Source organism: Bradyrhizobium sediminis, assembly GCF_018736105.1.
Taxonomy (GTDB): Bacteria; Pseudomonadota; Alphaproteobacteria; order Rhizobiales; family Xanthobacteraceae; genus Bradyrhizobium.
In genome coordinates, this window is the sequence record NZ_CP076135.1 from 2,109,730 (window position 1) to 2,126,028 (window position 16,299).

At 65.3% G+C, this 16,299-nt stretch carries 15 protein-coding genes; 8 read left to right on the top strand and 7 right to left on the bottom strand.

Features of this window, described 5'->3' with window-relative positions; all coding sequences use genetic code 11:
• Positions 1–118 precede the first annotated feature (118 nt).
• Positions 119–1,522, top strand: coding sequence for a M20/M25/M40 family metallo-hydrolase (locus KMZ68_RS10045; RefSeq protein WP_215615618.1), 1,404 nt, complete (start codon positions 119–121; stop codon positions 1,520–1,522).
• A 1,170-nt stretch (positions 1,523–2,692) separates the two neighbouring features.
• Here the strand turns inward: KMZ68_RS10045 and KMZ68_RS10050 are convergent.
• Positions 2,693–4,342, bottom strand: a complete 1,650-nt coding sequence (locus KMZ68_RS10050) for a glycosyltransferase family 39 protein (protein WP_215615619.1) — start codon at positions 4,340–4,342, stop codon at positions 2,693–2,695.
• A gap of 331 nt (positions 4,343–4,673) precedes the next feature.
• On the opposite strand from KMZ68_RS10050, the gene KMZ68_RS10055 reads away from it, so the two are divergent.
• The gene (locus KMZ68_RS10055; protein ID WP_215615620.1) at positions 4,674–5,546 is read left to right on the top strand and encodes a DUF308 domain-containing protein; all 873 of its coding nucleotides are present in this window, start codon (positions 4,674–4,676) and stop codon (positions 5,544–5,546) included.
• A 178-nt stretch (positions 5,547–5,724) separates the two neighbouring features.
• Positions 5,725–6,141, top strand: coding sequence for a MucR family transcriptional regulator (locus KMZ68_RS10060; RefSeq protein ID WP_215615621.1), 417 nt, complete (start codon positions 5,725–5,727; stop codon positions 6,139–6,141).
• 21 nt (positions 6,142–6,162) lie between these two features.
• On the opposite strand, the gene KMZ68_RS10065 is transcribed toward KMZ68_RS10060, so the two are convergent.
• Positions 6,163–6,588, bottom strand: coding sequence for a SufE family protein (locus KMZ68_RS10065; RefSeq protein WP_215615622.1), 426 nt, complete (start codon positions 6,586–6,588; stop codon positions 6,163–6,165).
• Positions 6,589–6,689: 101 nt separating this feature from the next.
• Entirely contained in the window at positions 6,690–7,073 is a 384-nt protein-coding gene (locus KMZ68_RS10070) for a DUF5330 domain-containing protein (RefSeq protein WP_215615623.1), read from the bottom strand.
• A 404-nt stretch (positions 7,074–7,477) separates the two neighbouring features.
• Here KMZ68_RS10070 and KMZ68_RS10075 point away from each other — a divergent pair, with 404 nt between their 5' ends.
• From KMZ68_RS10075 to KMZ68_RS10085, 3 genes are read left to right on the top strand one after another with little or no spacing between them, the layout of a single operon-like run.
• Positions 7,478–9,337, top strand: coding sequence for a PAS domain-containing sensor histidine kinase (locus tag KMZ68_RS10075; RefSeq protein ID WP_215615624.1), 1,860 nt, complete (start codon positions 7,478–7,480; stop codon positions 9,335–9,337).
• A 22-nt stretch (positions 9,338–9,359) separates the two neighbouring features.
• Entirely contained in the window at positions 9,360–10,007 is a 648-nt protein-coding gene (locus KMZ68_RS10080; protein WP_371741438.1) for a peptidoglycan-binding domain-containing protein, read from the top strand.
• Between the two features lie 35 nt (positions 10,008–10,042).
• The gene (locus tag KMZ68_RS10085; protein ID WP_215602576.1) at positions 10,043–10,387 is read left to right on the top strand and encodes a DUF1491 family protein; all 345 of its coding nucleotides are present in this window, start codon (positions 10,043–10,045) and stop codon (positions 10,385–10,387) included.
• Here the strand turns inward: KMZ68_RS10085 and KMZ68_RS10090 are convergent.
• Entirely contained in the window at positions 10,384–11,352 is a 969-nt protein-coding gene (locus KMZ68_RS10090) for a DUF2336 domain-containing protein (RefSeq protein WP_215615626.1), read from the bottom strand. The genes KMZ68_RS10085 and KMZ68_RS10090 overlap by 4 nt on opposite strands.
• Positions 11,353–11,584: 232 nt before the next feature.
• Here KMZ68_RS10090 and KMZ68_RS10095 point away from each other — a divergent pair, with 232 nt between their 5' ends.
• A complete protein-coding gene (locus KMZ68_RS10095; protein WP_215615627.1) occupies positions 11,585–11,782 on the top strand; it encodes a hypothetical protein in 198 nt (65 codons plus the stop codon).
• 17 nt (positions 11,783–11,799) lie between these two features.
• Positions 11,800–12,564, top strand: coding sequence for a hypothetical protein (locus tag KMZ68_RS10100; RefSeq protein ID WP_215615628.1), 765 nt, complete (start codon positions 11,800–11,802; stop codon positions 12,562–12,564).
• 15 nt (positions 12,565–12,579) lie between these two features.
• Here KMZ68_RS10100 and KMZ68_RS10105 read toward each other — a convergent pair whose 3' ends face one another.
• Genes KMZ68_RS10105 through KMZ68_RS10115 form a run of 3 tightly spaced genes read right to left on the bottom strand, consistent with a single transcriptional unit; the run spans position 12,580 to position 16,057 of the window.
• Positions 12,580–13,188, bottom strand: a complete 609-nt coding sequence (locus KMZ68_RS10105) for a DUF1254 domain-containing protein (protein ID WP_215615629.1) — start codon at positions 13,186–13,188, stop codon at positions 12,580–12,582.
• Positions 13,185–13,763, bottom strand: coding sequence for a DUF1214 domain-containing protein (locus KMZ68_RS10110; RefSeq protein ID WP_215615630.1), 579 nt, complete (start codon positions 13,761–13,763; stop codon positions 13,185–13,187). Before KMZ68_RS10110 ends, KMZ68_RS10105 begins: the two co-directional genes overlap by 4 nt.
• A 2-nt stretch (positions 13,764–13,765) precedes the next feature.
• On the bottom strand, positions 13,766–16,057 hold the full coding sequence (locus KMZ68_RS10115) for a transglycosylase domain-containing protein (RefSeq protein WP_215615631.1): 2,292 nt from the start codon (positions 16,055–16,057) through the stop codon (positions 13,766–13,768).
• Positions 16,058–16,299 lie beyond the last annotated feature (242 nt).

Below are 16,299 nucleotides of genomic sequence, written 5' to 3' on the forward strand. Positions count from 1 at the left end.
GTCCGATCCAGCTTCACTGAATCAGACCCGTCGCTTACCTTCTTAGTTGGGCATGATCTCTTTCCGAAAACCGGTTTCCACTTTTCGGGATCATGCCGTAGCCCAGGGAAAGATCGCAATGTCCAACGCGGCGCAACTTCAACCGGTCCTTGATCGCATCGATGCCGATTTCGACAACAGCCTCGAGCGGCTGTTTGCCCTGCTGCGGATCAAGTCGATCTCGGCCGATCCCGCCCATGCCGGAGACTGCAAGGCGGCTGCCGATCACCTCGCCAGGGATATCGCGACGCTCGGTTTTGCGACCGAGGTCAGGCCGACCGCCGGTCACCCCGCCATCGTCGCCAAAGCCAATGGCGGCAAGGGACGGCCGCATGTGCTGTTCTACGGCCACTACGACGTACAGCCGGTCGATCCGCTCAATCTCTGGCATCGTCCGCCGTTCGAGCCCGTGGTTACCGACCATGCCGACGGGCGCAAGATCATCGTCGCGCGCGGCGCGGAGGACGACAAGGGGCAGTTGATGACCTTCGTCGAAGCCTGCCGGGCCTGGAAGTCGGTGACGGGTGCGCTGCCGGTCGACATCACCATCGTCATCGAGGGCGAAGAGGAAATCGGATCGAAGAATTTCGTGCCGTTTCTCGAGCAGAACAAGGCGGACCTCAAGGCCGACTTCGCGCTGGTGTGCGACACCGGCATGTGGGATCCGAACACGCCGGCGATCACCACGTCGCTGCGCGGACTCGTCTATGACGAGGTGCGGATCAAGGCCGCCAATCGCGATTTGCACTCCGGCATCTTCGGCGGCGGGGCGCAGAATCCGATCCGGGTGCTGACGCGCATTCTCGGCAGTCTGCATGACGACAACGGTCGCATCACCATCCCCGGCTTCTATGACGGCGTGAAGGACCTGCCGCCGGACATTCTGGCGCAATGGAAGAACCTGAACCTGACGCCGGATTCCTTCCTCAAGCCGATCGGTCTTTCGATTCCCGCCGGCGAGAAGGATCGCCTGCTGATCGAGCAGGTCTCGTCGCGCCCGACCTGCGACATCAACGGCATCATCGGCGGCTACACGGGGGAGGGTTCCAAGACGGTGATTGCGGCGGAAGCCTCCGCCAAGGTTTCCTTCCGGCTGGTGGAGGGGCAACAGCCCGACAGGATACGCCAGGCGTTCCGCGATTACGTGACCGCGCGGCTGCCGGGCGACTGCAAGGCGGAATTCGTCGACCATTCCAATGCGCCGGCGATCGCGCTCGACTGGAACATGAAGCCGCTGGCCGCCGCCAGGCGCGCTCTGACCGACGAGTGGGGCAAGGAAGCGCTCCTGATCGGTTCGGGCGCGTCGATCCCGATCGTCGCGGATTTCAAGCGCACGCTCGGCCTCGACACGGTGTTGGTGGGTTTCGGTCTCGACGACGACAACATCCACTCGCCGAACGAGAAGTACGACCTCAAGAGCTTCCACAAAGGCATCCGTTCGTGGGCGCGGATTCTCGGCGCGTTCGCGGAGGCGCCGCGGTAAAGCAGCCGTGCAGGAAGGGTGAGCTTCGCTACGGCACCGCGATCTTTCCGCGTCGTCCCTGCGAAAGCAGGGACCCATAGCCACCGGCGAATGATGTTGAAGATGCCGTCTCACACCGGAGCTTCACCGCGAAGCCGCGGCATATGGGTCCCGGATCGGCGTTCGCTTGCGCTCACTTGTCCGGGACGACGTGGGTGAGTTTTCTGATTCAAATCTCAAACAGCGAGAGGACATGCGTCCGCATTGTCGCGGCGCGATGCGCCCGAGCTTTGCGTCGATGGTCACCCTCTGAAAGAAGAGGGCGCAGGGAAGACCGGGTGCGCGCTGCACCCGCGGTCCCGTGTGCAATTGTTATTGGGTAGAACGCACACGAGCATACAGGTTCAGCGGAGGCAATCCGGCCTTCCCTGCGCAGTGGTTTACGGCTTATAGCGCGCTCTCCCTGGTGACCGGGCTTTCTTGCCACCATCATCCACGGGAAGTTTTGCCTCCCGCGAACTTGACGCCAGCGTCGGGGCGTCAGGACCACACGGCTTCGCCGTCCGCTCGAGTCACGCTCGTCAGTCGCAACTTCCGCGTCCACCGCATCCCACCGCGCGTTCGTGACGATCGCGACCCGCCCCTCTCATTGGGTGAGACGCGCGAAGTCGTAGTGCTGATTTGCCCGACGGGTTAAGCGGAAATTTGCCCGTCGGGTTGATTTGTCGCACGCGGTCGTGAGATTTCGCTTGCGCGCGCGGCGTCAAGCAAAACGGAGTTGAGGAAAGCAATCCGCGATCGGCGGACAAGGAGGCGCGCTATTTGCCCAGTTCGTCCAGAAGCCGCAAGACATCCTTCGACGCGGCCTCCACAGAGGATATTGGCGATTTCGTCCATGCCGGTCGTGACGCTGGATCCCTGCTGGTTGCCCCCCGACCATCGCGTCACCGAGCGACGGCACGACGTCGAATTACGGTGACAGTGCATAAATTGACAGATCGTATCCTTGGCGCAGGCATGGCCTGCCTCTCCCGCGTCGTCGTTCCCTGTCGCCCCGCCATGTCCTGTGCCAAACAAAAACGCCGCCCGGGATTGGGCGGCGTTTGGATTCGCAGTGCAGAGGTTGTTGAGGCCGATGCTACATGAAATGACGAAAATTTCAATTCCAGCCGCGGGGTCGAGGCCGCCGCCTTATGGCGCCGGAATGGCCAGCAGGCTGGAAATACTGCGGCCGCGGATGTCGTAGACGCGGGCAAACACGACGTCGTCTCGCTTGATCTCCACCATGACAGGCGCGGTCAGTCCCTTGCAGTAGAACTCGCCGAGCGTCATGGCGAAGTCGGCGGCGTTCGCGTCCCAGCCGATCGTGAAGTCGGGGCCGAGCGCGACCTGGGCGGGGCGTTGCGGTCCGCATACCGCGACCTTCCATTTGCGCCCCCTGGGCGGCGCTTCCTGCCGTTCGACGATTTCCTCGCGCAGGCCATCGGAAGCCTGCTTCAGCGCGAGGCCCCAGTAGTCCAGCATGAACAGGTTGTCTGCCGAGCGAACCGTCCCGGCGACATGATTGAAGTGGGTGTATTGGTAGGGATGCAGCCGGATCATTTCGCCGAGCGGCAGCAGCAAGCCGAATGTGAGAACGGCTACGGCGGCGGGTTGCCAGCTTCGGCGGGTGCCCCTGAGCCAGTTCATGGTCCACGCGAAGGCGGTGCCCGCTAGCACCGCCATCGGCGGGATGACGAAAATGAAATGGCGAATGCCGTTGTAAAGCGCCGGGCGCTTCACCATCGCCACCGCCAGCGGCAGCGTCGCCGCGAGCGTGAGCATCAGCAGGATGGTCTTGCGGCGGGCCGGCACACCGCTGCGCGACAGCGACATGAACGTGCCGGCGACACCGACAGCGGCAAGACCCAGCAGGATTTCGGGAAGCTGCAGGGCGAACAGCGTCGGCAGATACGACCATGGCATGTCCGGCACCGACACCAGCGCGCCACCGAACATCTCCTTCCACGGCTTCTCGAAGAAGTGCGAGAAATAGGTCAGGGCGTGGAAGGGATTGCCCGGCTCCATGATCGACCACGGCCAGACCAGACCCATGACGAGGTAGCCGAAGACCAGGCCGGGCAGCAGCAAGTACACGACATGGGCGAAGCGGTGAGCGGCTTCACGCGCGCCTTGGGCGTGAAACTCCTCGAGCAACAACGGTACGAAGCCGACCGCGGCATAGACCAGGGCCAGCCCGCCGAGAATCCGCGACCCGATCGACAGGCCAGCGCCAATACCGACGATCAGAACGGTGCGCGGCGAGGGCGAGGGGTATTCCTGAGCCAGGCGGACGAGGCCGAGCATCAGGATCACCATCGAAACCGCGAATGGCGCATCCTTCGGATTCATGAACATGTGCCCGTAGAAGGTCGGGCACAACGCCAGCAGCAGCAGCGTTGCCAGTCCGGCCAGCGGGCCGCCGACACGCCGGCCAAGCCGCCACGTCACCGCAAGACCGATCAGGCCGACGACGGCGCCGAGCAGGCGGCGGGTTTCAAACAGCTCCAGCGGGACGATCTTGTGCAGCAGCGCCGCCGCCATGTCGAAGCCGCCGCCATACATGTAGAGATTGGCGAACGACAGGGCTGCGGTGTCCTTGAAACCGGACCCATACATGCGCAGCAGCAGATCGGCATATTCGGCGTGCGTGTAGTCGTCCCAGCCCAATCCATAGTCGCGGAACGTCAGGCCGGCGATCAGTCCGATCACCGCCAGCACAAGGATGGCGAGATCGTCGCATGTCCGCTCCACCGAGCGCCGCAAGGGCGTATCGATGGCCGAAGTCGTGATGGCTGACATGGCTATTGGTAATCCGGTGTCCCCTTGCGGCCCTGCTTTTTGGCGCTTTGGGCCTCGTTCCCCGGCATCCATATAGCGCAGTTCCGGCTCCAAGTAATTGGGAATTGTGGCGTAATTTCCCTGATGCAACGCAGCAATCGTCGCGGCGTCCAATCGGCTCCGTGGTCTTGCGGACGGGTTCGGAGGACCGGATCGGATCCCCGACCGAGGCCGATCGGGTTTTTCGCGGGAACCGCATCCCCAATTGGCGGTTGGCGATGTGCACAATATGACGGTATCGTGGCGATGGCGGCTGGCCAGCATTTTCCGGCGCGGCCGGGGGGTGAATTCGATGATGGTCGTGCTGTTGGTCGCCGGGATTGGCTTCTTGTTGGCTGGTCTGGTGGCGATCGGGTTCGGAATCCCGATCAACGAATTCGGTTTCGGCAACACCCTGATCCTCGCCGGTACAATTTCGGCGTGCACCGGGATGCTTCTGCTCGGCTTCTGGACCGCGGTTAAGGAGCTGAAGACGATCGCGCGGCGGCTGGGCCCGGCCGGATTGCACGCGGGAGCTGCGCTGGAGACGGCCCCGGGCGCGTTATCGCGCACTTCGGAAAGCGGCGGCTTCCTGTTCAGCCGCGACCAGCCGGCGGCGGAAGGCGCCGGCAGCGCAGAACCCGCCGCGCCGTCGCCAGGGGCGGTACCGTGGCAGGACGAGGCCGTGCCCGCCCTGCCGGCGCCAGCCGAGGCCGCGCCGGCAGCCAAGCCGCGGCGCAACCTGCTGTTTTCGTCGACGTCCCGGAAAGAGCGTGAGCGCGCCCAGGGCCGCAGCAGCGAGCCGCTGTCGCCCGACCTTCTGTCGCCCGATCTTCGCCCGGCACCGCCGGTCCCGCCGCCGGCTGCCGAAGCAAGCGAGCCGCCGCCGGCGACGTTCGACGACGCCTGGCCGAAACCGGAACGCCTCAGGGCCGCCGACGCGCCGGCGCGGCGCAGCGGCCGGACGCCATCGACCTTTACCGAACCGGGCGCCGCCGCCGACCGCTCACCGGGCGCTGCGCGAAGCGAGGACCAGCCGCCGGTGACGGTTCTCAAATCGGGCGTCGTCGATGGGATGGCCTATTCGTTGTATTCCGACGGCTCGATCGAGGCGCAGATGCCCGAAGGCATGATGCGGTTCGCCTCGATCGATGAACTGCGCTCGCATCTCGACCACCGTCAATGAGCGCGCCCGTCGTTCCCAAGCCAATCGAAAAATAAAGCGCCGTCGTTCTTGTCACGTCGGCGGCAATCCGCTCATATTCGTCCAGTAGTGCAAGATTCCGAAAGCGTATTGGCGCTGCGGAATACTGTCCGATCCCGAAAAGATCCTTGCGCGATTGCGATCTCTGGAAGGTTCAGCCATGAGCGACGGCGCCGGAAAAAGCTTCATCGACCTGACCGCCGATATCGTGTCGGCCTATCTCAGCAATAACCCGACGCCGGCCTCCGAAATCCCGGCCCTGATCGGCCAGATTCACGCGGCGTTGCAGCGGGTTTCGAGCGGCCGGATCGAAGCGCCGCTGGAGCCCGCCAAGCCCGCGGTTTCCGTCAAGAAGTCGATGACCCCCGACTATCTGGTGTGTCTCGAGGACGGCAAGCGCTTCAAGTCGCTGAAGCGGCATCTGCGCACCCAGTACAACATGACGCCGGAACAGTACCGCGACAAATGGGGGCTCCCGGCCGACTATCCGATGGTGGCGCCGAACTATGCGGTGGCGCGTTCGGCGCTCGCCAAGAAGATGGGGCTCGGCCAGCAGCGACGGCGGCGCGGCAAGTAATCGGAAGCAGCGGGCTGGCCCTCAGGAGGCTGCGGCAAGCGTCTCGCGCGCGTCGGAGCGGATGCGCTCGACCATGGCGCGCAGGCCGTTGGAACGCTGCGGCGTCAGGTGCTCGCGGAAGCCGAATTCGTCGAATACCGCGAGCGCATCGGTTGCGAGAACTTCCCGCGGCGTGCGGCCGGAATACAGCGTCAGCAGGATCGCGACCAGCCCGCGCACGATGTGTGCGTCGCTGTCGCCGAGATATTTCAGCAGCGGTTCGCCGCCGCTGCGGTCGATCTGCTTCGAGAGCCAGACCTGGCTGGCGCAGCCCTGCACCTTGTTGGCGGCGGAATGCTCGGCTTCCGGCATCGGTGCAAGCGAGCGGCCGAGTTCGATGACGTACCGGTAGCGGTCGTCCCAATCGTCCAGCAGCGAAAAATTATCCCTGATTTCGTCGATCGTCATCGTGTCCCGCGCTCGATCCCAAAACCATATATAGGATTACGGGCGGCCGAAAGCGATACTGTCAGGCCAAAATGGCGGCGGTTTCGGCCCGATTCGCGGGGTCAGGGCACGCCGCGCCAGTCAGCCGCAAGGTCATCCGGCGTCAACGTATCGTGGGAGACTGCTGCCACGGAAACCTCGGCATTCTCGACACTGCCGATCGAGCCGGTATGGTCGGGCGCCTTCTTGTCGGTGATGATGTGATAAAGCTTGCGCGCGCCGTCCTGGGCACGCTGGCCGATCGCGGTCGCGGCCTGGCCGCCGACTTCGCACGCGGCCGGCTGGCGCTTGCAGAACTGACTCATGTCCGACACCGCGGCGGTCGCAGCCGAAACCGCTTCCGACGCGCCGATCTGCGGCAGCTTGTCGGATTCCGGCGTCTTCTCTCTGGGCAGCAGCACCAGCACCAGCCCGAGCCAGAATGTCATGCGGAGCAGAAAAAACATCTCGCGATCCCGGTCGTCTCTCTTGTTTCCCTTGGTGCCTGACTAACAGCCGTCGATAAATCGCAAGTATCTGCATTGAAGTTAAATCGCCGAAAATTCGCCGAAAGTCCGAATGATTGGATTCGGTGTAAATTTTCCATTGATGACCGCATTCGTCGACAAGCCGGCCGTAACGGCTGTATCCACGATTTCGAAACCATACCGGCCGGGGGCTGGAAACTTGTCGTTCACCATTCGCATCGAATGAGCAGTTCAGCATCGGCGAAACCCCCGTGAAGATCAGGGTCCGCAGGCGCCGTCGCGCGGGCCTTAGCGTTCGCTTAATGTCGCTCTGACACGGTGGGGCAACGATAAGGGGGCGTTCCGGCGCGTCTGTTCGACGAACAAGCCGAAGCGCGAGAGCCGTGACAGTTTTGAGTATCATCCACGATTGCCTCGATGCGTTGCTGCATCCGTCCGCGCGTTATGATGCGCTGACGCGCGCGCGTCATCGCGCATTCATGGCGCCACGGCTGCTCGGAAGCCTGGCCGCCCTCGCGGCATTCCCGGCCTATCTGGCGATGCGCGGCGCGCCCACGGCGATCGAGGTCGCGGCATTCGCCTGGCTGATCGCGCCTATCCTGCTGTCATGGTTTCTGTCGCGTACCGGCCGCTACGAAGGCGCGCATGTGCTGTCGTCGCTGGCGCTGACCGGCCTCGTCATGACGGTGGCGATGACCACCGGTGGCATCGAATCCTTTGCCGCGATCTGGCTGGTCGTGGTTCCGCTCGAAGCCGCGCTCTCGGCATCGCGCCGCGTGGTGGCGTTCGCCTCCGCGCTGGCGCTGGCCTGCGCCGGGTTCCTGATTGCGATCGGGCATTTCGACCTGTTGCCGCCGCCGGACGCCAGCGCGATCTCGCGCGGCGTATTCATGGCGTTCGGCGTCGCCTCGGCGACGCTCTATGCGGCCGGGCTTGCCTTTGCCGCCGAGTCGCTGGCGCGCACCAGCGTTGCGCTGCTTTACGTCGAGGAGGACCGCTATCGCCTGCTGGCGCGGAACATGAGCGACGTGATTTCCCGCCACAGCCGCAACGGCGCCGTGCAGTTCATTTCACCCGCCGCGGAGGCGATGCTGGGAGCTCCGGTATCGCGGCTGCTGGGGCATGGCTTGTTCGATCGCGTCCATGTCGCCGATCGTCCGGCCTATCTCACCGCGCTTTCCGATGCGGCGCGCGGCGGCGAGGCGCGCAGCGTCGAATTCCGCCTCAAGCGCGATGCACCGCGCGGCGGCGCGCGGGGCCACAACAGTCAGATCGATTTCATCTGGGTCGAAATGCGCTGCCGGCCGCTCGAACAGGCGTCGGAAACGACCGACACGACCGAGGCCGGGGTCGTCGCCGTGATGCGCGACGTCACCGACCGCAAGATCCAGGAACAGGCGCTGGATCTGGCGCGCACCGTCGCCGAGCAGGCGGATGCGTCCAAGACCCGCTTCCTCGCCACCATGAGCCATGAACTGCGCACGCCGCTGAATGCCATCATCGGTTTCTCCGAGATGATCGTTCAGGAGGACGTGTTGATGGTCGATGCCGCGCGCCGCAAGGAATATGCCCAGCTGATCAACGATTCCGGCCAGCACCTGCTGTCGGTCGTCAACGGCATTCTCGACATGTCCAAGATGGAATCCGGCAATTTCGAGATTGCGCCGGAACCGTTCGCGCCGCGCGCCGCCCTGCTCAATTGCTGCAACCTCCTGGCCCTGAAGGCGCGGGAGAACGGCATCGATCTCGTCAGCCGCGCGCCCGAGGATCTGCCGGTCATGACCGGCGATCCGCGCGCGTTCAAGCAGATCGTGCTCAATCTCGTCGCCAACGCCATCAAGTTCACCGAGCGCGGCGGCGCGGTGACGGTTTCCGCCAGTGTCGAGGGATCGCGGCTGGTGCTGCGCGTCACCGACACCGGCGTCGGCATCGCGGCCGACGACCTGAAGCGGATCGGCGACCCCTTCTTCCAGGCCGGCAAGACCTATCAGCGGCGGCAAGAGGGCACCGGCCTCGGGCTGTCGATCGTCAAGAGCCTGGTCGGCCTGCATGCCGGCGAGATGACCGTGCAAAGCAAGCTCGACGAGGGCACCACCGTGACCGTCGCGCTGCCGCTGGCGTTCGCGCCGAAGGCCGGGCAGCCGTCGAGCAATATCGCAACGCTGACGCCGGCGCTGCGATCGCCGGTCCAGGAACAAGAGAAACACCAAGAGCAATCCCACCAGGTGAAGAAAAGTGCCTAGAAACACCACGAGAGATGACGACATGTCGCGCCGCCGCCGCCGCGCAGGCGCGGTTGCGGCGGAAGCGGAAGCCGAGCGCGGCCTCGTGATGCGCATTCTGCTGCACAGTCCGAAAGACATGGTGGCGGGCGCGCTGGCATTTGCCGCGGTCAGCGCCATCATCGCCAACGCCCTGTTCCTGCAGGCCGGACGTCATCCGTCGCCGATGTTCGGTACGGTGGTAGCGATGCCGGCGCCCGTCAGCCCGCTGCCGCGTCCGCGCCCGGTCGAAGCCGCGGCTCGGCCCGCCGATGCCGCGCCGGTTGAATTCAGGATCGAACCGAGGGCAGCCGAGCCGAAGAGCGGCGATCCCATGACCAATCTGGTCAAGGCGACCACGGCTTCCCCGGCAACGCCTTCCAATGTCGCGCGGCCGCCGGCGCCGATTCCGGCGTCATCGCGCAACGAGACCATCGCCAACCAGACCCCGGCTGCGCGCCGCGTAGCAGCGGTGCAGCGTACGCTCACCGAATACGGCTACGGTCAGCTGAAACCGACCGGCATCGCCGGCTCCGACACCCAGGCCGCGATCCAGAAATTTGAGCGCGAGCGCAGGATCCCGGTGACCGGGCAGGTATCGGATCGCCTGGTGAAAGAACTCACCGCGATGATCGGCCGCCCGATCGACTAGCTTCGACTCCGCCGCTGGCCTATACCGTCAGCCCCATGCGATTGAAATCCAGTATTTGGGTGGCGGCCTATTTGCGCCGTTGCCAGGCCGAAGGCGTGTTCGGCGCCGTGCGAAGGCGCGGCGCGGAAGAGGCCGGCGCGGTCTTCGTCAAGGTCGCCACGCTCGACGGCCATGCCATGCTGTACATGCCGGCGCCGCAGACGGTCTATGACGACAGCCGCCCGATCGAGCGTTTCTTCATGCCGGCATCGAAAGAGCCGGTGCCGGAAGCTTCGGTGGAGGAGCGTCTGGTCAGGGAAATCAAGTTCGATCCCGATGCCTGGATCGTGGAGACCGAGGACAGGGCAGGGCGGCACTTCCTCGATCTGGCGCGGGCCTAGCGCCCGGAACCCTGGGAGCCGGTGCGTACGACAGAGCCGAGGCCGGGCTGTACGGCAGGGCGCGCCGGCGCCGCGCGCGCGCGCTGGCGTTCGTCGTCGTAAAGCGCGGGCCGGTACTTGGCGCGGGTCATGGCCATGATCGAGCCGCGCCAGGCGGCCAGCATGATCAGCGCGGATCGCTCGCTGAGGCGATCGTAAAGGCGCGACAGCCGGTAGACGTAAGTCACCGTTGCGAATTCCGGATTGAGAAACAGCAACACCTGCTGAAACACGGGGGCCGGCATGTCCAGCGCCCTGGCCGCGCAGGCCAGCGGCTCGCCGCCGGGATCGTTGACCACCTGGGCTGCGACCCGCGACGGCAGGATCAGGGTTTCGCCGAGTTCCAGCGTGAAGTTTTCGATATCGCCGACCCAGGCGGCCATCTGCAGCGTCTCGACGCCACGCGCCGCCCGCGCGGCGGGAATTCGCGCCGAAGCCCGCAACGGCGTCTCCGCGAGATTATGCAGGATCAGGACGCGCTCGCTGGCGCTGGCCGCGAAGAACATGTCGTGGATCTCGGCGGCATCCTTCGGCTGCATCGACAGGTTCGACGCCATCCGCAATTCCGCCTCGGTCGGCGGCCTCACCGGCGGCGCCGCGACGGGATGCGCGGGAATTTCACCGGCGAGCGGCATCCGCGCGTGGGGATTTGAGGGTCTCAATCCGAGCCTTTGCAGGACTACGGCCGGTGTACCCGGATAGATCGCAAGCCGCGCCCGCACCGCCGCGCGCGTCGCGTCGTCGACCTGATCGATCAGGCGGGAGGTCAGTTCGATGAACTGCCGCTCTTCTTCGCCGCTGTGCGCATCGGCCTGAACGTAGAGATCGGTCAGCACGCGCAATAGCGTCGGGCGGATATCGACGCCCTCGCGGCGGGACAGCGTCATCAGCCCGTCGAAGCCCGGAAATAATGGAGGTCTGGTCATGTCAGGGTACGCAACAGAGTAATGCTCTCACCAGCTTAGGCGGGTTTGCTTTAACAGCTCGTTAAGGAAAACAATCGGTGAAGGCGTGCAGGCAAATTCAGTGCTTCCGGCAAGACGCGGCCACGCCGGGCCGCAGGCGGAGAAATTAAGATGCCGTTAACCACGTCCTGTTCTTAATGATGGCATGTCGCCGGCGAGATCGTGTCAGCGCGGCAACCGGAGAGAGCGGGACATGGGCACCATCATTGAATTTCCGGCGGATGCGGCGTCGCGGCGGCTGGGCTCAACCATCGATGGCGCTCCACGCGAAGGCATGGGCACCATCCTGATCCTGCCCGTCGTCCGGATCGAGCGCGACACCGATGAAACCAGCGGTGGCAGCGGACCGGAAGAGGGAACGGCCCCCGGCCGCCGTCGCCGCCGGCGCTGACACCAGGACATCCCAATATGCCGGAGACGTGCTTTCCGATCCGGACGAGACAGGTTCGGCTGCTGACGCTGCTTTTGCTCGGCGCAGCGCTCGGCGGCTGCAGCGGCGGCGACTTCGGCCGCACCCGCCAGGACATGCGCAACGACGACATGCATCGCTGGCTCGGCGCCGAGGCGACCGGAAGCGTCGGCCTCAGGGCGTCGCAATTCCAGCTCACCGACAATGAGCGGCAGCTCCGCGACTATGCCTATCCCCTGATCGAGCCGCCGCATTCGCGTCCCGCCTGGAAGACCGTGTTCGGCGATTACAAGCCGCTGCCTTCACCATGGCGGCAGGCGGTGCTGTTCGACCGTACCGCCTATGGCCGGCTGCTGATCGACGAACCGCACCGCTCGCATTCCTCACGCTACGCTGTGTTGATGGAGGACGTGCGCAACGACATCACCCGTTTCGAGCCGTTCTTTGCCTCGGCCGCGCGCGTCATCGAACTCGACAGGAAGCGCAACGCCAGTCTCAAGCTGGTCTCGGAACTGTCGCCGCGCGAGCGCGACGACGCCGTCGCCCGCATGGAAGAGAACACCCTGATCGTGCAGTGGGTGCAGCAGAGCCTGGAGCGGCGGATCTCGTCCTATCGCTGGGCGCTGGAGCGGCTGGTGATCCAGGCGCCCGACACCATCGCGGCCGATGCCGATCGCCTGATCGGCGAACTCGCCGCGCAAACCGCCAACCCGCCGGTCGCAGCGCGGCCGGTGATCGGACGCGCCGTCACGGTGAAGGGCTGAGCATTCGTCTATTGATCAGCGCTTGCCCCGCGGCGCCGGTTGCGGCACGGCCGCGGGCTCTTCGTGTTTGGCCGGCGGCTCGGTCTGCACCTTGCAGCTCGAGGCCGCGAGCGTGGCCTGCGCCTGCGTCATCAGACCCGGCTCCGGCGCCAGCGCCTTCAACACGATCAGTCCGGTCGCGGTAGGGGAATCGATGATCAGCCGGTCGGCGGAAGTCACGTCTTCTTCCTCCGGCAATTCGGCGTGCTGCGCCTCGGTCATGAGGTCGAGTTCGATCACCTTGCGTCCGGCCGAGCGGTCGTTGATCGCGTAGTAGGCGACTTCGTTGCGGGTATAGAACGACACCGAGGTGTAGGCCTGGCTGACGGGGACCGCGAGCTTGATCGGCCCCGAGGTCAGATCGTAACGGCAGATCGCGATCGCGAACGCCGGATCCATGAACGGCATCGGCGCGTTGCCCGGATCGGCCAGCGGCAGGGCGGTCACGGCGTTGAGCTTGGTGATCGGCGCCAGACGCGAATAGGCATCCTGGGTCGCGATCCGCGGCAACGCCAGCACGGCGACGAGATGCACGACGGCGCCCAGCACCACGCCTGCGATGATCGTGAACAGCAGCCGGATCATGGGCACCCCACTGTCGCAATCGACGGCATCGGCGCGTCGCGCTGCGTCCGCGTCGCGACGCCGACCGGGGTGTCGTAAAGCCGAAGCATCAGCGCATAGCGTTCGATGCCGCCGGTGGGGAGCCAGTTTCCGGCGCGCGACCGCGATGCCACCCGGATCTCGAACGCGCCGTCGGCGCCGCGAATGATTTCCTGGCTGGTGAAGCCGTAGCGCTGCAGCGAATTGGCGACCAGACGCCCCTTGGTGTCGTAGAGCGTCAGTGTCCAGAACCGGGCGGCGGGCGTGACGCCGCTGACCACCACGTCGCAGCGCCCGTCGAGCGGCTTCTTGCGGTCGTCCGATGTCGCCGAGAAGGCGATGCCGTCGCCGGTGCCGACCGGCAATTCGCCGCTGCGGGCGATCGAGGCGCGCGAATAGGGATCGATGTCCGAGGTGCCGGTCTTCGGCCGCGCGGTCCAGGCGCCGATCGTCAGCGTGCCGAGATCGGTGCCGCGCGTCGCCGTCATCCAGGTGGCGCCGAGGCCGACGACGGTGGCGAGGATCAGCGCCAGCAGGGTGATGAAGATCAGCCGCACGGTCAGTTCTTGCGCGGCGCGGCTGTCGCCGCCGCTTCGCCAGGCGCTGCCGCGGCAAAACTATCCGGGAATGCGATCGCGCTTGACGACACCGGCTTGCCGGGCTTCACCGGCTCGCCCGGCGCGGCCTTTCCCGCGGTCTTGCCGGCCTCGTCGAGCAGCTTCTCCACGCGCACCAGGATGTCCGCGCCGCGCTTGGTGAGGATTGGCGGCGGGCCCGGTTTGATGTCCGGCAGTCTCGACGCGCCGCTGGCCGCCATGGCCGCGGAGGCCGCCGGCGCCGGCAATTTCGTGCCGGCGCCGATGCCCGCGATCTCCTTGATCTCGACGCCCTGATGCGCCACGAGCATGATGTCGTGCCAGGTCTGCGCCGGCAGCGAGCCGCCGGTCATGCGGTTGGTCGGCGAGTAGTCGTCGTTACCGTACCAGACCGCGCAGGTGAAATTGCCGGTGTATCCGACGAACCAGGCATCGCGATAGGCGTTGGTGGTGCCGGTCTTGCCGGCGGTCGGAATGCCGTCGAGCGCCGCGCGCCGCGCGGTACCTTCGCTGACGACGTGGCTCATCATCCCCGCCATGTCGGCGGCGATCGAGGCCGGGATCGCCTGCAGCGGCTTCTTGCCGTCGCGGTCGAAGCGCCAGACCAGATCGCCGGCGCCGGTGCGTACTTCCAGCACGGCATGCGGCGTGACCGATTTGCCCTTGTTCGGGAAGGTCGCATAGGCCACGGCGTGTTCGAGCACCGAGACTTCGTCGGAGCCGATCGGCAGCGACGGCGTGTCCGGCAGCGGCGCCTTGATGCCGAAGCGGCGCGCCACTTCCACGATCTTGGCGCGGCCGGCCTTGGCCGGATTCGGCGTCTTGCCGCCGAGCGCGATCGACAGCTTCACCGGAATCACGTTGATGGAGCGGGTAATCGCCACCGTCAGCGTCACCGCGCCGGAGTAGGAGTGGCCGTAATTCTGCGGACACCAGTTGCCGATGCAGACCGGGCCGTCGACCACGATCGAATTCGGCTTGAAACCGTTGAGCAGCGCGGTGGTGTAGACGTAGGGCTTGAACGACGAACCGGGCTGGCGCATCGCGTCCACCGCGCGGTTGAACTGGCTGGCGCCGTAGTCGCGGCCGCCGACCATCGCGCGCACGCCGCCGTCGAGGTCGGCGACCACGGTTGCGGCCTGGGTGGCGTGATAGTCGCGGCCGAACTGGCGCAACTGGTTTTCGACGGCGCCTTCCGCGGCGCGCTGCACATTCATGTCGATCGCGGTGCGGACCACGAAAACGCGCTCGACATAGGACTTCGGAAAGGTGTCGACCAGCCTGCGCATCTCGTCGAACGCCCAGTCGAGATAATAGTTCGGCGAGTTCTCGTCGCGGCGATCGACCGCGATGGCTGGATTGCGCCGCGCGCCGAACACCTGGCCCTCGGTCATGAAGCCGGCATCGACCAGATTGTCCAGCACCACGTTGGCGCGGGCACGCGCAGCGGGCAGGTTGATGTGCGGCGCGTATTTGGTGGGGGCCTTGAACAGACCGGCGAGCATCGCGGATTCCGCCAGATTGACGTCGCGCGCCGACTTGTTGAAGTAGAAATGCGCGGCGCCGTCGACGCCGAAGGTACCGCCGCCCATATAGGCGCGGTCGAGATAGAGCTTCAGGATTTCGTTCTTGGTGAGCCGGGTCTCCAGCCAGACCGCGAGGAACGCTTCCTTGACCTTGCGCTCGATGGTGCGCTCGTTGTTCAGGAACAGGTTCTTGGCCAGCTGCTGGGTGATCGACGAGCCGCCCTGCCGCACGCCGCCGGCCTGGGCGTTGGTCACGAGCGCGCGCGCGGTGCCGGCGATGTCGATGCCGAAATGCTCGTAGAACCGGCGATCCTCGGTGGCGAGCGTCGCCTTGATCAGATTGTCCGGGAAATCCTCCAGCGGAATCGAATCATTGTGCTTGATGCCGCGGCTGCCGATCGGGTTGCCGTAGCGGTCGAGAAACGTCACGGCGAGATCGGATTTCTTCAGCCAGTCGTCGTCGGAGGTCTCGCGAAATGCCGGGATCGCCAGCGCCAGCATCAGGATCAGGCCGCCGAGCCCGATGGTCGCCGCTTCCGACAGGGGTTCGATGAATACCCAGCGCTTCCAGCGGCCGACATAAAAGCGGTCCATGAAAGTGGAAAACCGCTCGTAGAGCTCGCGCGCGCCCTTGCCGGAGGAGAACAGCGTCGAGTCGATGCGCGCATCCAGGTCCAGCATGAAATGCCGGATCTTCTTCTTCCACTGAGATGGTACGATCTGGCGCACCGGGACCCTTGGTCAGTTCGCAGCGCTTGGGGGCACCCGGACGGGCGCCGCCGAGACGTCTTGCGGGAATGTTGCGGCAAACCCAAGGCGCTTTTGCGCCAAAGGGGACTCGCTCTCTATCTAACCGAGCGGGGGCCATAAACCAATGGTCTGGCTCGCGATTTTGAACAGCAGAGCTAACGCCGACCCGCACTTTTCGGCGACGCCGGACGTTGTTGCTTGCGCCCTTGCGGCGCCAGCCC